This window comes from Modestobacter marinus (assembly GCF_011758655.1).
Lineage (GTDB): Bacteria > Actinomycetota > Actinomycetes > Mycobacteriales > Geodermatophilaceae > Modestobacter > Modestobacter marinus.
On sequence record NZ_JAAMPA010000001.1, the window covers coordinates 1,602,764 to 1,621,544 of the forward strand.

The 18,781-nt window shown below is 75.9% G+C and carries 17 protein-coding genes; 12 read left to right on the forward strand and 5 right to left on the reverse strand.

The features are described from left to right. Nucleotides 1-5: 5 nt before the first annotated feature. Complete coding sequence (locus FB380_RS07550; protein WP_166754532.1) at nucleotides 6-497, reverse strand: pyridoxamine 5'-phosphate oxidase family protein; 492 nt, start codon at nucleotides 495-497, stop codon at nucleotides 6-8. A gap of 60 nt (nucleotides 498-557) precedes the next feature. Here FB380_RS07550 and mftE point away from each other — a divergent pair, with 60 nt between their 5' ends. Further along, nucleotides 558-1,262, forward strand: coding sequence for a mycofactocin biosynthesis peptidyl-dipeptidase MftE (gene mftE, locus FB380_RS07555; RefSeq protein WP_229681798.1), 705 nt, complete (start codon nucleotides 558-560; stop codon nucleotides 1,260-1,262). 44 nt (nucleotides 1,263-1,306) lie between these two features. On the opposite strand, the gene FB380_RS07560 is transcribed toward mftE, so the two are convergent. Beyond that, nucleotides 1,307-2,317: an iron-siderophore ABC transporter substrate-binding protein gene (locus FB380_RS07560; protein ID WP_166754533.1), complete on the reverse strand. Its 1,011-nt coding sequence runs from the start codon at nucleotides 2,315-2,317 to the stop codon at nucleotides 1,307-1,309. A 379-nt stretch (nucleotides 2,318-2,696) separates the two neighbouring features. Between FB380_RS07560 and FB380_RS07565 the strand changes: the two genes are divergently transcribed. After that, on the forward strand, nucleotides 2,697-4,127 hold the full coding sequence (locus tag FB380_RS07565; RefSeq protein ID WP_166754534.1) for an NAD(P)/FAD-dependent oxidoreductase: 1,431 nt from the start codon (nucleotides 2,697-2,699) through the stop codon (nucleotides 4,125-4,127). A 153-nt stretch (nucleotides 4,128-4,280) separates the two neighbouring features. Continuing rightward, nucleotides 4,281-4,532, forward strand: a complete 252-nt coding sequence (locus FB380_RS07570) for a type B 50S ribosomal protein L31 (protein ID WP_166754535.1) — start codon at nucleotides 4,281-4,283, stop codon at nucleotides 4,530-4,532. A gap of 75 nt (nucleotides 4,533-4,607) precedes the next feature. Here the strand turns inward: FB380_RS07570 and FB380_RS07575 are convergent, their stop codons facing one another. Together FB380_RS07575 and FB380_RS07580 are read right to left on the reverse strand one after the other, a co-directional pair. Next, nucleotides 4,608-5,618 (reverse strand): hypothetical protein, encoded by a 1,011-nt coding sequence (locus FB380_RS07575; RefSeq protein ID WP_166754536.1) that lies wholly within the window; start codon nucleotides 5,616-5,618, stop codon nucleotides 4,608-4,610. Beyond that, nucleotides 5,615-5,941, reverse strand: a complete 327-nt coding sequence (locus FB380_RS07580; RefSeq protein ID WP_166754537.1) for a PadR family transcriptional regulator — start codon at nucleotides 5,939-5,941, stop codon at nucleotides 5,615-5,617. Before FB380_RS07580 ends, FB380_RS07575 begins: the two co-directional genes overlap by 4 nt. Nucleotides 5,942-6,079: 138 nt before the next feature. Here FB380_RS07580 and FB380_RS07585 point away from each other — a divergent pair, with 138 nt between their 5' ends. The 4 genes from FB380_RS07585 (at nucleotide 6,080) to FB380_RS07600 (ending at nucleotide 10,979) form a co-directional block, all read left to right on the forward strand. Beyond that, complete coding sequence (locus FB380_RS07585; RefSeq protein ID WP_188959492.1) at nucleotides 6,080-7,558, forward strand: purine-cytosine permease family protein; 1,479 nt, start codon at nucleotides 6,080-6,082, stop codon at nucleotides 7,556-7,558. Then, nucleotides 7,555-8,091, forward strand: coding sequence for a cysteine hydrolase family protein (locus tag FB380_RS07590; protein WP_166754538.1), 537 nt, complete (start codon nucleotides 7,555-7,557; stop codon nucleotides 8,089-8,091). The genes FB380_RS07585 and FB380_RS07590 overlap by 4 nt, the downstream gene beginning before the upstream one ends. Then, complete coding sequence (gene mftF, locus FB380_RS07595; RefSeq protein ID WP_166754539.1) at nucleotides 8,088-9,527, forward strand: mycofactocin biosynthesis glycosyltransferase MftF; 1,440 nt, start codon at nucleotides 8,088-8,090, stop codon at nucleotides 9,525-9,527. The genes FB380_RS07590 and mftF overlap by 4 nt, the downstream gene beginning before the upstream one ends. 132 nt (nucleotides 9,528-9,659) lie before the next feature. Continuing rightward, nucleotides 9,660-10,979, forward strand: coding sequence for a multidrug effflux MFS transporter (locus FB380_RS07600; protein ID WP_166754540.1), 1,320 nt, complete (start codon nucleotides 9,660-9,662; stop codon nucleotides 10,977-10,979). A gap of 12 nt (nucleotides 10,980-10,991) precedes the next feature. Here FB380_RS07600 and FB380_RS07605 read toward each other — a convergent pair whose 3' ends face one another. Continuing rightward, entirely contained in the window at nucleotides 10,992-11,804 is an 813-nt protein-coding gene (locus FB380_RS07605) for a hypothetical protein (RefSeq protein ID WP_166754541.1), read from the reverse strand. A gap of 133 nt (nucleotides 11,805-11,937) precedes the next feature. Between FB380_RS07605 and FB380_RS07610 the strand changes: the two genes are divergently transcribed. The 5 genes from FB380_RS07610 (at nucleotide 11,938) to FB380_RS25895 (ending at nucleotide 18,732) form a co-directional block, all read left to right on the forward strand. Continuing rightward, nucleotides 11,938-13,155: an MFS transporter gene (locus FB380_RS07610; RefSeq protein WP_188959493.1), complete on the forward strand. Its 1,218-nt coding sequence runs from the start codon at nucleotides 11,938-11,940 to the stop codon at nucleotides 13,153-13,155. 91 nt (nucleotides 13,156-13,246) lie between these two features. After that, nucleotides 13,247-14,554, forward strand: a complete 1,308-nt coding sequence (locus FB380_RS07615; RefSeq protein ID WP_166754543.1) for a GAF domain-containing protein — start codon at nucleotides 13,247-13,249, stop codon at nucleotides 14,552-14,554. Nucleotides 14,555-14,846: 292 nt separating this feature from the next. Continuing rightward, on the forward strand, nucleotides 14,847-15,401 hold the full coding sequence (locus FB380_RS07620) for a (2Fe-2S)-binding protein (protein ID WP_166754544.1): 555 nt from the start codon (nucleotides 14,847-14,849) through the stop codon (nucleotides 15,399-15,401). Further along, nucleotides 15,398-17,878: a xanthine dehydrogenase family protein molybdopterin-binding subunit gene (locus FB380_RS07625; RefSeq protein WP_166754545.1), complete on the forward strand. Its 2,481-nt coding sequence runs from the start codon at nucleotides 15,398-15,400 to the stop codon at nucleotides 17,876-17,878. The genes FB380_RS07620 and FB380_RS07625 overlap by 4 nt, the downstream gene beginning before the upstream one ends. Beyond that, nucleotides 17,875-18,732, forward strand: coding sequence for an FAD binding domain-containing protein (locus FB380_RS25895; protein ID WP_166754546.1), 858 nt, complete (start codon nucleotides 17,875-17,877; stop codon nucleotides 18,730-18,732). Before FB380_RS07625 ends, FB380_RS25895 begins: the two co-directional genes overlap by 4 nt. The last annotated feature ends 49 nt before the right edge of the window (nucleotides 18,733-18,781 follow it).

Sequence of the window (18,781 nt, forward strand, 5' to 3'; positions counted from 1 at the left end):
TGGGGTCAGAGCCGGACGGTCTCGTTCTCCCCGCCGGAGTACGGCTGGCCGGTGACCTTGGCCTTGGCGAAGCTGAAGACGCTGGCGAGCCGCCCGCCCGGGGAGTCCCAGTACTCGGCGGAGGCCGCGTCCACCCGGATCAGCACCACGTCGGGGTCCTCGGGACCGTCCGGGAACCAGGCGCCGACGACCGGGTTCCACAGCTGCTGCTTCTTCGCCAGGTCGTCGAACACCACGGCGTGACCGGTCAGCGAGACCCAGCTGTCACTGCCCGAGGTCGCGATGTTGACCTGCGGGTTCGCGGTCACCTGGGCGACCTTGCGCGAGCCCCGGCTGGCGAAGAACCACAGGTCGCCGTCGAACTCGACCTGCTGCATGGACATCGGCCGGCTCATCAGCGTGCCGTCGGGGGCGATGGTGGTGAAGACGGCGATCCGCTCGTCCTTCAGCAGCTCGGCCACCTTGCGCGTGTCGTCAGCGCGGTTCTCGTCGGTCATCCGCCTGCCCTGCCCGATCCGGCGGCGGACGACACCCGCGGTCTGGCAGGGTGCCCAGCCGTGGACGACGCCGTGCGACTGACCGGGGCGACCTGGCCCGACCTGGCGGGCCGGCCGCTGCTCGTCGTCCCGCTCGGCTCGGTCGAGCAGCACGGCCGTCACCTGCCGCTGACCACCGACACCGCGGTCGCGCAGGCGGTGGCCGAGGCCGCGGTCGGCGACCTGGACGGCGCGGTGCTCGCGCCGGCGCTCGCGTACGGGGCCAGCGGCGAGCACGAGGACTTCCCCGGCACGATCTCGATCGGCACCGCCGCGTTGACCACCCTGCTGGTCGAGTACGGGCGCTCGGCCGGCCGGTGGGCCGGCCGGGTCGTGGTGGTCAACGGGCACGGCGGGAACCTGGAGGCGCTGCGGGCGGCCGTGCCCCTGCTGCGGCACGAGGGCCGGGACGTCGCCTGGTTCCCGTGCGGCGTGCCCGGCGGCGATGCGCACGCCGGGCGCACCGAGACGTCACTGATGTTGCACGTGGAACCCACGGGGGTCCGGGCGGAGCTCGCCGCCGCGGGGGAGACCGCGCCGATCGGGGAACTGCTGCCCCGGCTGCGGGCCGAGGGCGTGCGGGCGGTCAGCCCGGACGGGGTGCTCGGTGACCCGGCCGGGGCCACGGCGGCGGAGGGGGCGCAGCTGCTGCGCACGCTGACCGGCCGGCTGGTGGCCGCCGTCCGGGCCTGGGACGCCGACGCCGCCGGGCGGCTCCTGGGCTGAACCAGGGCCGCCCGGCGGCGCCGGTGCGAGCGGGTGGTGCGGGATCAGCCGAGGGCGTCGGCGAACTGCGGGACGGCGTTCTCCAGGGCGTACTGGATGCCCGGGGCGGTGCCGCTGGAGAAGGCGTTGGTCAGCGTCTGGTCGTCGAGCACCACGGAGTTGCCGGCCTGCACGGAGGGGATGGCCTGCCACAGCGGGTTGTCGGTGATCTCGCTGGCCTCGACGAAGATCGGGAAGCCCACGGTGAGCCCGGCGTCCAGCAGCGGGAGCTGCTCCTCGCTCACCGGCACGTAGAAGCTGTCGGTGGCCAGCTCCTCGATGGCCGGCTTGTTCACGAAGCCCAGCTGCTGCATGAAGTCGACCCGCGGGTCACCGCTGACGTAGGCGCCGAAGCCCTCGGCCGTGTAGGCGGCCACGGCGACCTCGGTGCCCTCGAACCCGGGGTTCGCGGCGGCGGCGTCGGCGAAGGCCTGGTCGACCTCGGCCTCGACCTCGTCGGCCTCCTCCTCCCTGCCCAGCGCCTGCCCGACCAGGTCGAGCTGCTGCTGCCAGGAGGTCTGGTACTGGTCGACGCCCTCGGGCTGGCCGATGGTCGGCGCGATCGAGCTGAGCGCGTCGTACCGCTCCTGCGTGGCGGCCGAGCGGGTGTCGAGGATCAGGTCCGGGTCCAGCGCGGCGATCGCCTCGAGGCTGGGCTCCAGCGTCTCGATGATCACCGGGGGCTCGTCGTAGAGCCCCTCGGCCCACGGGCCCACGCCCTCGCCGCCGAAGCCGAGCCAGTCGCTCGCGCCGACCGGCTGGACGCCGAGCGTCAGCGCGGTCTCGGCGTCACCCCAGCCGAGGGCCACGACCCGGGTCGGCTCCTCCTCCACGGTCACGTCACCGAAGGCGGTCTCGACGGTGACCGGGAACTCCTCCGACGAACCGGCGGTCGGGTCGGCGCCCTCGGCGGCGGTGTCGTCGGTGGAGTCCGAGCCGCAGCTGCTGAGGACGAGGGCGGCGGCCAGCAGGGCGGTGCCGCGGAGGGCTCCGGTGCGGAGGGCGTGGCGGGACATACGAGCTCCTTCGGCGGGTCAGGTGAGGCTGACCTAAGCACACGCAGGTCACGGCCGGGTCACCATCCCCGAGGAGGCCGGGCGCGCGGGCCAGGGGACGAGGCGCGGGTCGGGCGCCGGCAACGACCGGAGGACGACGTCGCCCGGCGTGCCGCGGTGCAGGTGCCACTGCCGCAGCACGCCCGGGGGAGCCGGGCGTCGCCGTCCCACCACTCACTGTGATGCGGATCACCATCGTTGGTTGTAGCGTGCACCGTCCGAACCAGTTCTGGAAGAGGCCGGCGATCGGGTCCGGAGGGAGGTCCGGCCGGCGCAGCTCTCCAGACGGCCGCGTGCACTCGACGCTCGGCGGCGACCGGGGTGGAGACGGGGGACGGACATGCAGGTCGTGATCGCAGGAGGGGGCGTGGCGGGGCTGACGGCGGCCCTGGCCCTCGCCCGGCAGGGACATCGCGTGCGGCTCGTCGACCGGGACGACTCGCCCCGGCCGGCGGACGTCACCACGGCCGCCGGGTGGTCGCGGCGCGGGGTGCCGCAGTTCCGCCAGCCGCACGCCTTCCTGGCCCGGCTCTCCCGGGAGCTGCAGCGCGGGCTCCCCGACGTGCTCGACCGGCTGCGGGCGATCGGCGTGCCCCAGGTCGAGCTGATCGACGGCCTGCAGGCGATGTGGTGCCGGCGCAGCACGCTGGAGTGGGTGCTGCGGGGCATGGCCGAGGCCGAGCCCGGCGTGACCCTCGGGTACGCCACCGTGGCGAGCGTGCGGGTCGACGGCGGGTCGGTCACCGGCGTCGTCCTGGCCGGCGGGACCGTGCTGCCCGCCGACCTGGTGGTCGACGCCACCGGACGGCGCGGGCGCGTGTCGCGGCCCTGGCTGCAGGAGGCCGTCGACGAGCCCGCTGACGAGGTCTACGCCTCCCGGCGCTACCGCACCCTGCCGGGCGCGTCGTTCGGGCCGGTCAACCGCGGGGTGATCTCCGTGGCCGAGGGCGACGCCTACTCCCTGCTCGTGTTCCCGCACGACGCCGGCGTCTTCACCGTCTGCTTCACCCGGCTGCCCGACGACCCCGGGCTGGCCGTGTTGCGCGAGGCGCCGGCGTTCGAGGCCGCCGCTCGCCGGGTGTCGCTGGCCGCGGGCTGGACCGACGTCGAGCGGGCCGAGCCGATCGCGGACGTGGAGGTCATGGGCGGGCTGCGCAACAGGCTCCGGGTCCTGCACCCGTCGGCGCCGCTCGGGCTGCAGCCGCTCGCGGACGCCGTCTGCACGACGAACCCGCACTACGGCCGCGGCACCTCCCTGGCGGTCGCGCACGCCCTCCGCCTCGCCGACGCGGTCGCCGCCGCTCCCGCGGACCCCCGCGCCTGGCGGGCGGCGTCGGACGACTGGGAGCAGGGGGAGCTGCGGGCCTGGTTCGACGACGCCCGGCTGGCCGACCGGGCCCGGGCCGCGATGTGGCGGAACGTGCGCGACGGCCGGCCGCCGCTGGCCCCGCCGGACGCAGCACCCAGGGACGGCGCCACGGCGGGTGGTCACGCGGAGGCCGGTCGGGAGGTCCCGCACCTGATGGTGCTGGCGGCCGCCGGCGTCGACCGCACGGTCGGCCGGGCGGTGCTGCGCCACATGCACATGGTCGACCCGCCCGCGGCGCTGGCATCGGTGCGCCCGCGGGTGGCCGACCTGCTGACGCGGGGGTGGCTCCCCGGCCGTCCCGTCCCGGGGCAGGAGGTCCCGGGACCCCCGAACGGCGTCCCGGCCGCACCGCCGCACCGCGAGCTCGTCGACGAGCTCGGGTCGCTCAGCGGGTCCCGCTGAGGTGCGAGCGACGCGGGCCGGCACCGCCCCGCGCGCCGCCCCGGGACCTCCCCGGGACGGGGAACAACTCCGCAGCCGGGGTGTTGTCCATGGCACCGCGATCAGCCCGCCCCAGTGGGGGTGGACGTCCCGCGCAGACCGAGAGGACCAGCCATGCAGAACGGCATCCACCCCGAGTACCGCACCGTCGTCTTCCAGGACACCGCGACCGGGGCCACCTTCCGCACCCGCAGCACCGTGCAGACCAGCCGGACCATCGAGCTGGACGGCGAGACGCTGCCGGTGGTCCCGGTCGAGATCAGTGCCTCCTCGCACCCGTTCTGGACCGGCAACCAGCGGGTGCTCGACACCGCCGGCCGGGTCGAGAAGTTCAACCAGCGGTACGGCGCGCGCACCCGCAGCTGACGCACCGCACTCCCCGACGCCCTCGTCGGCCCGCCCGGGCCGGCGAGGGCGTCGTCGTCTGCGCGCTCGGTCGTCTCAGCGGTCGGCCGGCACCGTCGCCGGCAGGGCGCGGACGGCGCGCAGCCCGACGGCGCCGGCGACGACGGAGGTCCCGACCACGCCGAGCGTCACCGCCAGCACGGTCGTGGACCACCCGGTCGGGACGGCGTAGGCCAACCGGCCGGCCAGGGTCGGCACCAGCGCGGCGGCGAGCACGGCGACGGCCAGCTCGGCCGGTCCCCGCGCCGGCCGCCGGCGGCCCAGCAGCGCCGCGCCGGTCAGCACCAGCACGGTGCCCAGGTGCACGAAGGGGTCGGCCAGGGCGAGCAGCCAGCCCGCCGGCTCGGCCGGAGCCCGGGTCAACGCGGTGAGACCGACCGCCCACGGGGCGAGGACCACCACGCCGAGCCAGCAGGGCCACCACGGGCGCCGCACCGGGGGGCCGGCCGGGGCCAGGGCGGCCGCGACCAGCGGCACGGCGAGGGTGAACCCGGTCAGCAGCGGGCCGGGACCGACCGGGCCCGGGAACGCCACCTCGGCGGAGGCCACCTCGACGACGTGGCCGGCCAGCACGGCCACGGCCAGCGGGCGGGTGGCGGCCAGTCCGCGGACGGCGCAGACGCCCAGGGCCACGGTGAGGGCGGAGACCACCGTGGAGACGGCGTCCCGAGGTCCCCACAGGGGCGTCCCGCCCAGGTCCGGGGCGTCGACCAGGGGGATCACGCCGTGCAGCCACGCCGTCGACACCAGCCCGACGAGGGCCATCGACGCCAGGGTCACCGTGCCGGCCACGGCCACCAGCCGGACCGTCCGTCCGGTCGCCACCGCGCGGACCGAGGCGCCGGGTGCGCCCAGGCGGAGCCGCACCGCCAGCCGGGCGACGTCCAGCCGGTCGCGCAGCGACGGGCTGCCGAACTCGGCGTACTCGGGGTCGTCGGCGGTCTCCACCTGCAGGTAGGTCTCGGTCATGTCGTCGGCCCAGCGCGACCGGGCCGGCTCCGGCAGCCAGGCCAGCAGTCGCCGGTAGCGCTGCTCCAGCGGGCTCATGCCGGCCGCACCGCCAGCCGGGCCCGGGCCGCGCGGGCGTTGGCCTCCTGCCGGGCGACCTCGGCCTCCAGGGCCAGCCGGCCGGCGTCGGTGAGCCGGAAGTAACGGCGCAGCCGGCCGGCGTGCACCTCCTCCCGGTCCGGGGTCACCTGTCCCTCGGCGACCAGCCGGTCCAGCACTCCGTACAGCGTGCCGACCCGCAGCGTCACCCGGCCGCCGGACAGGCCCTGCACCTCCGCGATCACGCCGTACCCGTGCCTCGGCCGGTCGGCCAGGGCCGCCAGCACGAAGAAGGTCGGCTCGGTGAGCGGCCGGACGTCCATGCGGGGACGCTAGCGGCTCCATGCATCGGCTGTCGATGCATCGACGCCCGGAGTGCCGCGGAGCTGTCGGCGACCACGGTTAGGGTCCGGCTCCGGGAGCGGGGCGTGGGCGCCCGCCGGCGAGGACGGAGCACGCGGATGGCGCACCAGGCGACGGGGGAGACCGGGCCCCCGGCGGAGGCCGCCACACCGCGGGTGGCCGTGGAGACCAACGGCATCAACGTGATCGCCGAGGCCGAGCGCAAGGGCACCCCGCGCCAGCTGTTCTGGCCCTGGTTCGGCGCGAACGTCAGCGTGCTCGGGCTGGCCTACGGCGCGTTCGTCCTCGGCTTCGGCATCTCGTTCTGGCAGGCCGTCGCCGCCGGCGTCGTCGGCATCGTGCTCAGCTTCGCGCTCTGCGGCCTGATCGCCATCGCCGGCAAGCGGGGCTCCGCGCCCACCCTCGTGCTCAGCCGCGCCGCGTTCGGGGTCACCGGCGGCCGGGTGCCCGCCGTCCTCTCCTGGGTCCTGACCGTCGGCTGGGAGACGGTGCTCGCCTCGCTGGCCACCCTCGCCACCGCCACGGTGTTCACCCAGCTCGGCTGGGGCGGCGGGACGGCGACCCAGGTCGTCGCCCTGCTGGTGGTCGCCGCGCTCGTCGTCGTCGGCGGGGTGCTGGGCTTCGACCTGATCATGCGCATGCAGACCGTGATCACCGTCGTCACCGGGGTGCTGACCGTCGGCTACCTGATCCTGGTCGCCGACGAGATCGACTGGGCGGTCGTCAGCGACCTGCCGGCCGGGTCGACCCAGGCGTTCATCGGAGCGCTGGTCTTCGTCATGACCGGGTACGGGTTCGGCTGGGTGAACGCCGCGGCCGACTACTCCCGCTACCTGCCGCGCACCGCCTCCACCCGCGGCGTCGTGGGCTGGACGACGTTCGGCTCCGCCCTGGCCCCGGTCGTGCTGCTGGTCGTGGGGCTGCTGCTGGCCGGCTCGTCGACCGAGCTGGCGGCGGCGATCAGCGCCGACCCGATCGGCGCCCTCGCCGCGCTGCTGCCCACCTGGTTCCTGGTGCCCTTCGCCCTGGTCGCCGTCCTGGGGCTGGTCGGCGGCGCCCTGCTGGACATCTACTCCTCCGGCCTGTCCCTGCTGGCCGCCGGCGTGCGGGTCCCGCGCCCGGTCGCCGCCTCGATCGACGGCCTGCTGATGGTGCTCGGCGCCATCTGGGTGGTCTTCCTGGCCGAGGGCGCCTTCTTCGTGCAGTTCCAGGGCTTCCTGATCACCCTCGGCGTCCCGATCGCGGCCTGGTGCGGGATCGTGCTGGCCGACCTGCTGCTGCGCCGCCGCGACTACGCCGAACCCGAGCTCTACGACCCGCGGGGCCGCTACGGCGCGGTGCCACCTGTCCCCCTGGCCCTCCTCGGCCTCGGCACGGTGGTCGGCTGGGGGCTGGTCACCAACACCTACGCCACCTGGCTGACCTGGCAGGGCTACCTGCTCGGCCCGGTGGGCCTGGGCGGCAAGGACGGCGAGTGGGCGTTCGCCAACCTCGGCGTCCTGGCCGCCCTGGTGATCGGGTTCGCCGGCACGCTGCTGCTGCGGCGCGGGGCGGTCCGGCAGCAGGAGGCCGCATGACCGGCGGCGTGCTGGTGGTGGTGGACGTCCAGCACGTCTTCGCCGACCGGGGTTCGCCGTGGGGGGCGCCGCGGTTCGCCGAGGTGCACCCGGCGATCCGCCGGCTGACCGCGGCCTTCGCCGGGCGCGTGGTGCACACCCGGTTCGTCGCCCCGGCCGAGCCGGCCGGGGCCTGGGTGCCCTACTACGCGCAGTTCCCCTTCGCCCTCCAGCCGCCGGGTGCGCCGTTGTACGCGCTGGTCGACGACCCGGGCGACGCACCCGTCGTGGACGCGACCACCTTCGGCAAGTGGGGCCCCGAGATCGCCGCCCTGGCCGGGGCCGGCCCGCTGGTGCTGGCCGGCGTCTCCACCGACTGCTGCGTGCTCTCCACCGCCCTGCCCGCCGCGGACGCCGGGGTGCCGGTGCAGGTGGTCACCGACGCCTGCGCGGGCGCCAGCGACGCCGACCACGACCGGGCGCTGGCCGCGATGGCGCTCTACGCGCCGCTGATCACCCTCACCACCACCGACGCGGTGCTCGCCGGCCGATGAACCCGCCCCCCGCCGGCCGGCTGCCCGACGGCTTCACGGTGGTGCTCGCCCCGGGCGTCGAGCGCCGGGAGGGCGGGACGGCGCTGCTCGGCGGCTCCCCGGCCCGGCTGCTCCGGCTCGCCCCCGCCGCGCGCGGGCTGCTGACCGGCGACCGGCTGGAGGTCACCGGCGCCCGCAGTGCCGCGCTGGCGGCCCGGCTGCTCGACGCCGGCGTCGCCGCCCCGGAGCTGCCGGCGGTGCCGCGGCCCGACGTCCTGGTCGACGTCACGGTCGTCGTCCCGGTGAAGGACCGGACCGACGGGCTGGCCCGGCTGCTGGCCGCCCTGCGCGCCGACCCGGGCACCGCCGGGTGCCCGGTGGTGGTCGTGGACGACGGCTCGGCCGACCCGGCCGCGGTGGCCGCCGTTGCCGCCGGGGCGCGGCTGATCCGGCACGACCGCGCCCGCGGCCCGGCCGCCGCCCGCAACGCCGGGCTGCGCGCGGCCGACACCGTGGCGGTGGCGTTCGTCGACTCCGACTGCGTGCCCGAGCCCGGCTGGCTGGCCACCCTCGCCGGGCACCTGGCCGATCCGCGGCTGGCCCTGGTCGCGCCGCGGATCACCCCCCTGGACCCGGACCAGCCGGGCTGGGTGGCCCGGTACGAGGCCCTGGCCAGCGCGCTGGACATGGGCCCGGCCCCGGCGCGGGTCGCGCCGGGCACCGGCGTCTCCTACGTGCCCAGCGCGGCGCTGCTGGCCCGGCGGGCGGCGCTGGGGACCGGCTTCGACGAGGCGATGCCGGTCGCCGAGGACGTCGACCTGGTGTGGCGGCTGACCGGCGCGGGCTGGCGGGTGCGCTACGAGCCGGCCGCGCGGGTGGCCCACGACCACCGGGTGGAGCTGGGCGACTGGCTGCGGCGCCGGGCCTTCTACGGCACCGGGGCCGCGCTGCTCGCCGAGCGGCACGGCGCCGCCGTCGCCCCGCTGGTCATCTCCCCCTGGTCGCTGGCGGCCTGGGTGCTCCCGGTGTTCGGCGGCCGGCTCGGTGTCCTGGGCGCGGCCGGGGTGCTCGGCCGGGCCAGCGTGCTGCTCGCCCGCAGGGTCGCCGCCCCCGGCCAGCCCCCGCCGATCGGCTGGGCGGCCGGCCTGGTGCTGCGCGGGACGGCGTCGTCCGGGCGCGCGCTGGCCCGGACGGTGACCCGGCACCACTGGCCGCTGACCGTGGCCGCCGCGCTCGTCTCCCGCCGGGCCCGGCGCGCGGCCGGCGCGGTGGCGGTCGTCGACGCGGTCGCCGCGTGGTGGCCGCACCGCCGGGAGATCGACCTCCCGGCCTTCGCGGCCGGCCGCCGGCTGGAGGACCTGGCCTACGGTGCCGGGCTCTGGTGGGGGGCGCTGCGGGCCCGGGACGGCCGGGCGCTGCTGCCCGCTGCTCCCGAGCCGGTCGCCCCGCGACGGTGACCGCGGGGTGACGTGCGACCGAACTTCTCGTCCGGCCGGAATGCAGTTGCATCGTGCAGCCTTGTCGCCGGAGAACTGCGAACGTGGCCAGCGTCGGTCCCGCGGGAGCACAGCACCGACCAGGGGGACCCGATGACCGCCACTGAACACTCCGCACGCGCCGGCCAGGCCGCGCCCGACCAGGCCGCCCGCACCCCGGTCGACGTCTCCGCGCTGCCCGACCCGCGCGTCGAGAAGCCGAAGACCGCGCGCCTCGCGCTGACCCTGGGCGCCTTCGTCGCCCTCGGCCCGCTGACCATCGACATGTACCTCCCGGCGCTGCCGACGATCGCCACCGACCTGGAGACGACGTCCGCGGCGGTGCAGCTCACCCTCACCGGCACCCTGATCGGCCTCGCGCTGGGCCAGCTCGTGCTCGGTCCGCTGTCCGACCGGTTCGGCCGCCGCCGCCCGCTGCTGGCCGGGACGGCGGTCCACGTCGTCGCGTCGCTGCTGGTGCTGCTCGCACCGAACATCGCCGTGCTCGGCGCGCTGCGGGTGCTGCAGGGCATGGGCACGGCCGCCGGCGCGGTGATCGCGATCGCCGTCGTCCGCGACCTGTTCGACGGCCGCGCGGCGGCCACCATGCTCTCCCGGCTCTTCCTGGTGCTCGGCGCGGCGCCGGTGCTCGCGCCGACGATCGGCGGCGAGATGCTGCGGTTCACCTCGTGGCGCGGGGTCTTCGTGATCCTGGCGCTCTACGGCCTGGCGCTGCTGGCCATCGGCTGGTTCCTCATCCGGGAGACCCTGCCGCCCGAGCGGCGCAGCACCGAGGGGGTCGGCGGGACGCTGCGCGGCTACCGGTCGCTGTTCGGCGACCGCGCCTACGTCGGCCTCGTGCTGGTCGCCGGCCTGACCATGGCCGGGCTGTTCGCCTACGTCTCCGGCTCCTCGTTCGTCTACCAGGGCCAGTTCGGCCTCGACGAGCAGCAGTTCGGGCTGCTCTTCGGCGCCGGCGCCTTCTGGCTGATCGGCGCGACCCAGCTCAACCCGGTGCTGCTGCGCCGCTTCTCCCCGGCGCAGGTGCTGGTCGCCGGCACCGTCGGCGGCGCGGTCGCCGGCGCGGTGCTGCTCGCGCTGGCCGGCACCGGGACCGGTGGGCTGTTCGCGGTGGCCATCCCGCTGTGGGCGGTGCTGTTCGCCTGCGGTCTTGCGCTCCCCAACGCCCCCGCGCTCGCGCTGTCCCGGCACGGCGACGCGGCCGGCACGGCCGCGGCGCTGCTGGGCGCGGTGCAGTTCGGCGTGGGCGCCGCGGTCTCCCCGCTGGTCGGTCTGCTGGGCAACGACGCGGTCGCGATGGGTGCGGTGATCGTCGCGTCGCTCGTGCTGGCGATCGTCGTCCTGGTCACCGTCGTCCGGCCGTGGCAGCTCGAGGACCCCGACCCCGAGCTCGCCGCCGTCGCCGCGCACTGAGCGGCGGCCGGGTCAGCCGATGACGACGGCGTCGGTCGTGCCCACCTGCACCAGCCGGGTCACCCCGGTGCTGGCGCTGGTCACCTGCTCCTCGAACCAGAAGACGTAGGGCTCACCGGGGGTCAGGCCGTCGACCGTGACGGTCATCGGCACACAGCCCTCGACCTGGTCGACCGCCCGGACGACCGGCGGGGGCTGCTGCCCGCCGACGAGCCGCTGGCTCACTGCCTGCACCCGGTAGCCGACCACCTCGGGCCGGTTGTCCGACATCCAGTCCAGCGTCGCCGACCCCGGCCCGGGGACGACGCCGGGGACGATCCGGCGGGGCGTGGTGCCGGCGCCGCCGCAGCCGTCGGGCCGCAGGGTGTAGACGGGCGGCCGCCCCACCGAGGCGTTGGGCACGATCGAGATCCGCCCCGGCCGCGGCGGCTGGGGGACGGTCAGCCCGCCGTCCGTCGCCACGTCGGCGCGGGAGGCGGCCCCCGCGCGGGAGACGGCCTCGGTCCGGGCAGCGGCGACGTCGGCCAGGGTGTCCACGCCCTGCGCCTCGGCCAGCACCGGCGCCTGAGCCGGGACGGCGGCCGGCCCGCGCACCACCGGCGTCACCGCCGGTGAGGTGCTGGCGGTCAGGTCGACCAGTGCCGGCGTGACCTGCGGGGCGAGCACGACCGCGCCGACGGTCACGGCCAGCAGCGGGACCAGCCAGCGGGTGTGGTCCCGGCGACGGCGGACCCGGCTCCCTCGCCGGACCGGGGCCCGCCGGGCCGGGGCGCGCCGCTGCGCCACGGGTCGGCCGCCCGTGGTGCGTCGTCCCTGCTCGGCCATGACGGCTCCCTCCCGGTCCTCGGGTGAGCATCGGCACGGAGGGCCTCCGGCTCGCGCCGAACCACCCGAACGGATCGGGCGGCGGGAACGGTGCGACGGGAATGGTGGCGGTGGGCAACGTCTTGGGCCAGCTGTGAGCGCACCCCCCGCCGTCTCGACGACGCCGGCTCCTCCCGCACCCTCCACCCGCACCGCGGTGCTCGCGATCGTCGCCCTCGCGCTCGGCGGGTTCGCCATCGGCACCACCGAGTTCGTGACCATGGGGCTGCTGCCCGACATCGCCCGCGGGGTGGACGCGACGATCCCCGCGGCCGGGCACCTGATCTCCGCGTACGCCCTCGGGGTCGTCGTCGGCGCCCCGGTGCTCGCCGCGCTGGGTGCCCGGCTGCCACGACGGCGCCTGGCGATGGGGCTGATGGTGGCGTTCGTCGTCGGCAACACCCTGAGCGCGCTGGCCCCCGGCTACGGCTCCCTGGTGGTCTCCCGCTTCGTCGCCGGCCTCCCGCACGGCGCCTACTTCGGCGTCGCCTCCCTGATCGCCGCGTCCCTGGTGCCGGCGCACCTGCGTGGCCGCGCGGTCAGCTCGGTGATGCTCGGGCTGGCGGCCGCCAACGTCGCCGGGGTGCCCGCCGCGACCTGGCTGGGCCAGCAGCTGGGGTGGCGCTCGGCCTACTGGGCGGTCGTGGTCATCGGCGCGGTCACGCTGCTGGCCGTGCTCACCGTCGTCCCCCCGGTGCCCGGGCGGTCGGAGGCGACGATCCGCACCGAGCTGGGCGCCCTGCGCCGTCCCCAGGTGATCCTGACCCTGCTGGTCGCCACCGTCGGGTTCGGCGGCATGTTCGCCATGTACAGCTACATCGCGCCGATCGTCACCGACGTGGCCGGCCGGTCGGCCGGGTTCGTGCCGGTCGTGCTGTTCGCCTTCGGGGTGGGCGGCGTCCTCGGGACGGTGCTGGGCGGGCGGCTCGCCGACCGGGCGCTGTTCCGGTCGCTGGTCGGGGCGACGGTCGCCACCGGCCTGCTGCTCGGCGTCATGGCGGTGGCCGCCGGCAACGCGCTGGCGCTCGTCGTCACGGTCTTCACCATCGCCGCGGCCGCCTCCACGATGGTCGTGCTCCTCCAGCTCCGGCTGATGGAGGTCGCCGGTGAGGCGCAGATGCTCGGCGCCGCGCTGAATCACTCGGCGCTCAACGCGGCCAACGCCCTGGGCGCCTGGCTCGGTGGCCTGGTCATCGCCGCCGGCCTGGGCTACCGGGCGCCGAGCGTGGTCGGCGCCGGGCTCGCCGTCCTCGGCCTGGGCTTCCTGCTGGCCTCCGCCGTGCTGCGACGCCGGGAGCTGCGCACTCCCTGATCGACGGAGGCGTGGCCGACCTCCTGGCGCCATCCCGTGACAGCGGTCACGATGGGGTCACCATGACCCTCCGCCCCGGGGACGCCGCGCCGTGCCGGCCCTGAACCCGTGGCTGGCGCTCCCCGACGGGGCGCCGAGCCCCGTGCTGGCCCGCCGGCTGCGGGCGGCGCACGAGGCGCTGGTCACGCGGGTCGACGCCCCCGCGCCCGCCCAGGTGCGCCCGGTGGTCTGGGACTCCTGGCGCCGCTCGCTGAACAGCGGGGTCGACACCGACGGGCCGGCCCCGCCGGTCGACCTGCTGGACGACGAGCTGGCCGCCTACCGGGCCGCCCACCCGCTGGCCGCCGTCATGCCGGTGATCCGCCGGCTGCTGGTCGCCGACGCGGAGGTGGACCGGATGATCGTGGCGGTCACCGACGCGGCCGGCCGGATGCTGTGGGTGGAGGGCGACGCGCGGCTGCGGGACCGGGCCGCCGGGATGCACTTCGTGGAGGGCGCCTCCTGGGGTGAGGACGTCGCGGGCACCAACGCCCCCGGGACGGCGCTCGCCCTGGACCACGCCGTGCAGATCTACGGCGGTGAGCACTTCCGGCGTCCGGTGCAGCCCTGGAGCTGCTCCGCGGCGCCGGTGCACGACCCGCGGACCGGCGCCCTGCTGGGGGCCATCGACGTCACCGGTGGCGACCACGTCGCGAACCCGCACGTGCTGACCCTGGTGCGGGCCACCGCGGCGGCGGCGGAGGCCGAGCTGCGCTGGCTCTCCCGCCACGGGGACGCCTCGGGTGGGCTCGGCCCGGCCGTCCCGCTGCTGGAGGTGCTGGGCCGGGACCGGGCGCGGCTGACCACGGCCACGACCGTGCAGGAGCTGTCGCTGCGGCACTCCGAGCTGCTGGTGCTGCTCGCCGAGGCGGCCGCCCGGGGCGAGGGGCGGACGGCCGAGCAGCTGGCCGCGGAGTGCCACGGCGGTGCGGCCGCCGAGGTCACCGTGCGCGCCGAGCTTTCCCGGCTCCGCCGGCTCGTGGGCGGGAACGTGGTCGGGTCGAGGCCCTACCGGCTGCTCGGGCCGGTGCGCACCGACGTCGAGGAGGTGCGCACCCAGCTCGCCCGGGGCGCCCCGGCTGCCGCGCTGGACCGGTACCGCGGCCCGCTGCTCCCCGGGTCCCGGGCGCCCGGCGTGCGGGCCGCCCGCGCCCGGCTGGCCGACGACCTGCGAGCGGCCGTGCTGGCCAGCGGCCGGCCGGACCTCCTCCTCCGGTACAGCGAGCGGCCGGAGGCGGCCGAGGACCTCGCGGTCTGGCAGGCGTGCCTCGCGCTCCTGCCGCCCGGGGGACGGCGGAACGCCGCGGCCGCCCGGGTCCAGCGGCTGCGCGGGAGCGGGCGCGGCACCGCCCGCCGCTGAACCCCAGGCGTGGCCCGCTGCCGTGCCACAGCGGCCCCGGGGCGGCTCCGCCTCCGGCGCGTCCCCGCGGCGACGCCTCGGCGCCTCCGCGCTGCAACGAGGTGCAACGTTGCCGGACCCGGTCCGGGAGCCCGGACATCCGCGTGTCCTCGGCCCGGGGCGCCGTCGGCCACGTCCGCGCAGGCGGGTGCGGCGAACTGAGTATGGCCTAACTCACGTGTCGCTTGTCACACTGCCGACGGACCCGCGGGACGACCGCGGTGCACAGCCGAAGCAACGATGCGGAGGACACGTGACCCAGATCAACGTGCGGGTCGACGGGGCGTCCTACACGGACGACGTCGAGCCACGGACCCTGTTGGTCCACTACCTGAGGGAACAGCTCGGCAAGGTCGGCACCGTCGTCGGCTGCGACACCAGCAACTGCGGCGCCTGCACCGTGCACCTGGACGGGCAGGCGGTGAAGTCCTGCACCGTGTTCGCCGTCCAGGCCGACGGCTGCCAGGTCACCACGATCGAGGGCGTCGCCACCGGCGAGGGCGACGGCGCGACCCTGCACCCGGTGCAGCGGGCCTTCCACGAGATGCACGGCCTGCAGTGCGGTTTCTGCACCCCGGGGATGATCATGGCCTCGATCGACCTGCTGAAGGAGAACCCCGACCCCAGCGACGAGGAGGTCCGGGAGGGCATCGAGGGCAACCTCTGCCGCTGCACCGGCTACCAGAACATCGTCCGGGCGGTGCGGCAGGCCGCGGCCGAGATGAACGGCAAGGCCGCCGACGACCCGCAGGCCGAGCCCGCCGCCGTCGACACCGCGGCCGCCGAGCACGTGGCGGTGCAGGCATGACCGCCGTCGAGGACCCGGCCGCCGCCGTCGACCTGCCGCCGGCCAAGGAGGTCGGTCAGGCGCGCCGCCGCAAGGAGGACGCCCGGCTGATCACCGGCAAGACGACCTGGACCGACAACATGGTGCTGCCCGGGATGCTGCACCTGGCGGTGCTGCGCAGCCCGGTGGCGCACGGCCGGATCACCCACCTGGACGTCAGCGCCGCGAAGGAGCGGCCGAACGTCGTCGCCGTCTACACCGGGGCCGACCTCGCCGAGGAGCAGGGCTCTCTGCCCTGCGCCTGGCCGGTCACCCCGGACATGGTCAACCCCGGGCACCCCTCGATCGCCGTCGAGCAGGTCAACCACGTGGGTGAGGCGGTCGCCGTCGTCGTCGCTCGCAGCCGCACCGCCGCCGCCGACGCCCTCGAGGCGATCGACGTCGACTACGAGCCGCTGCCGGTCGTGCTGGACATGGAGCAGGCCGTGCAGGAGGGCTCGCCCCTGGTGCACGACTCCACCAGCTCGAACACCAGCTACCACTTCGTCTTCGACGCCGGCGAGGCCGGCACCGGGACCGACACCGACCAGGCCTTCGCCGACGCCGACGTCACGGTCAGCCGCCGGTTCGTCCAGCAGCGGCTCATCCCGGCGTTCATGGAGCCCCGGTCGGTCGTCGTCCAGCCCGCTGGTGACAACTACACGATGTGGTCGGCGACCCAGATCCCGCACATCCTGCGGGTGATGGCCGCGATGGTCACCGGCATCCCGGAGCACAAGCTGCGGGTGATCGCCCCCGACGTCGGTGGCGGGTTCGGCGGCAAGCTGCAGGTGAACCCGGAGGAAATCCTCTGCCTGCTCATCGCCCGCCGGCTGGGCAAGCCGGTCAAGTGGACCGAGACCCGCGGCGAGTCGCTGATGACCGCCCACCACGGCCGCGACCAGGTGCAGTTCATCGACGTCGCCGCCGACCGCGACGGCACGGTGCGCGGCCTGCGGGTGCGGCTGCTGGCCGACATGGGCGCCTACCTGCGGCTGATCACCCCCGGCGTCCCGGCCCTGGGCGCGTTCATGTTCCCGGGCATCTACAAGTTCCCGGCCTACCGGTTCGAGTGCGACGGCGTCTTCACCAACAAGGTGCCCACCGACGCCTACCGCGGCGCCGGCCGGCCGGAGGCGACCTTCGCGATCGAGCGGATCATGGACGAGCTCGCCGTCGAGCTGGGCATGGACCCGCTGGAGCTGCGCCGGAAGAACTGGATCGGCGCCGAGGAGTTCCCGTTCACCACGGTCGCCGGCCTGGAGTACGACTCCGGCGACTACCACCAGGCCACCGAGGCGGCGCTGGAGCTGCTCGGCTACGACGAGCTGCGGGCCGAGCAGCAGCGCCGCCGGGAGTCAGGCGACCCGGTCCAGCTGGGCATCGGCTTCTCCACCTTCACCGAGATGTGCGGGCTGGCCCCCTCCCGGGTGCTCGGCTCGCTCGCCTTCGGGGCAGGCGGCTGGGAGCAGGCCTCGATCCGGATGCTGCCCACCGGCAAGGTCGAGGTGGTCACCGGCTCCACGCCGCACGGCCAGGGGCACGAGACGGCGTGGAGCCAGATCGTCGCCGACCAGCTGGGCGTGCCCTTCGAGGACGTCGAGGTGCTGCACGGGGACACCGCGATCTCCTCCCGCGGGCTGGACACCTACGGCTCCCGCTCGCTGGTCGTCGGGGGCACCGCGGTCGTGAAGGCCGCGGAGAAGGTGGTGGAGAAGGCCCGGGTGATCGCCGCCCACCTGCTGGAGGCCAACGCCGACGACCTCGAGTTCACCGGCGGGAAGTTCTCCGTGCGGGGGACGCCGGGCGCCGGGGTCGGCATCCAGGAGGTCGCCCTGGCGATCTTCGCCGCGCACGACTACCCGGAGGGCATCGAGCCCTCCATCGACGCCGAGGCGACCTTCGACCCGGAGAACTTCTCCTTCCCGCACGGCACGCACATCTGCGCGATGGAGATCGACACCGAGACCGGCTTTGCCAAGATCCGCAAGTACGCCTGCGTGGACGACGTCGGCACGATCGTCAACCCGCTCATCGTCGAGGGCCAGGTGCACGGCGGGCTGGCGCAGGGGATCGCCCAGGCGATGTACGAGGAGGCGATCTACGACGCCGAGGGCAACCTGACCACCGGCAGCTTCGTCGACTACCTGGTGCCGGCGGCCTCGGACCTGCCGCACTTCGACACCGGCAACACCGTGCACGCCGCGACCAGCAACCCGCTGGGCGCCAAGGGCGTCGGGGAGGCCGGCTGCATCGCCAGCACCCCGGCGGTCGTCAACGCCGCGCTGGACGCCGTCCGGCACCTCGGCGTCACCGACATCCGGATGCCGCTCACCCCGGAACGGGTGTGGCGGGCGATCCACGCCGGTGGGGACGGCGGCGACCGCGCCGCCGAGGGCAGCAACGCCTACGGCGGGGCCCGCACGACCGAGTCCGGCATCGAGGAGGCACAGCAGTGATACCCGCACCCTTCGCCTACGCCCGCCCGACCACGGTCGAGGAGGCCCTGCAGGCGATCGCCGACGGCGGCGAGGACGTCAAGGTCCTCGCCGGCGGGCAGTCGCTGATCCCGGTCATGCGCTTGCGGCTGGCCGCGCCCGAGACGCTCGTCGACCTCACCCGGGTCACCGAGCTGCGCGGCGTGCGGGAGGACGGCGAGATGCTGGTCATCGGCGCGATGACCACGCACGCCGACGTCCTCACCGACCCGCTGCTGGCGCAGTACGGCCAGCTGATCGTGCAGGCCACCGAGACGGTGGCCGACCGGCAGGTGCGCCGGCGCGGCACCTTCGGTGGGGCGCTCGCGCACGCCGACCCGGCCGGGGACCTCCCGGCGGTCGCGCTTGCCCTGGACGCGGAGTTCGTGCTCGCCGGCCCGGGCGGGCGGCGCACCGTGCCCGCGGCGGAGTTCTTCGTCGACTACCTCACCACCGCGCTGGAGGAGGGGGAGCTGCTGGTCGAGATCCGGGTGCCCAAGCTCGGCGAGGGCTGGGGCGTGCGGTACGAGAAGTTCAACCGGGTGGCCCAGGCCTGGTCGATCGTGGCGGTGGCCGCGGCCGTCCGGCGGGAGGGCGGCCGGATCGCCGAGGCCCGGATCGGGCTGACCAACATGGGGCCGACCCCGCTGCGGGCCTCGGCCACCGAGGCCGCGCTGGTCGGGGTGGACGTCAGCATGGAGACGGTGACCGCGGCGGCGGCCCAGGCCGCCGAGGGCACCAGCCCCAGCAACGACCTGAACGCCCAGGCGGACTACCGGCAGCACCTCGCCCAGGTGCTGACCCGGCGGGCGCTGGCGGCGGCGGCCGGGCTGTAGGCGCCAGGGGCCGGACCGGTCCGTCACGTCGGTGGCGCGACCGGTCCGG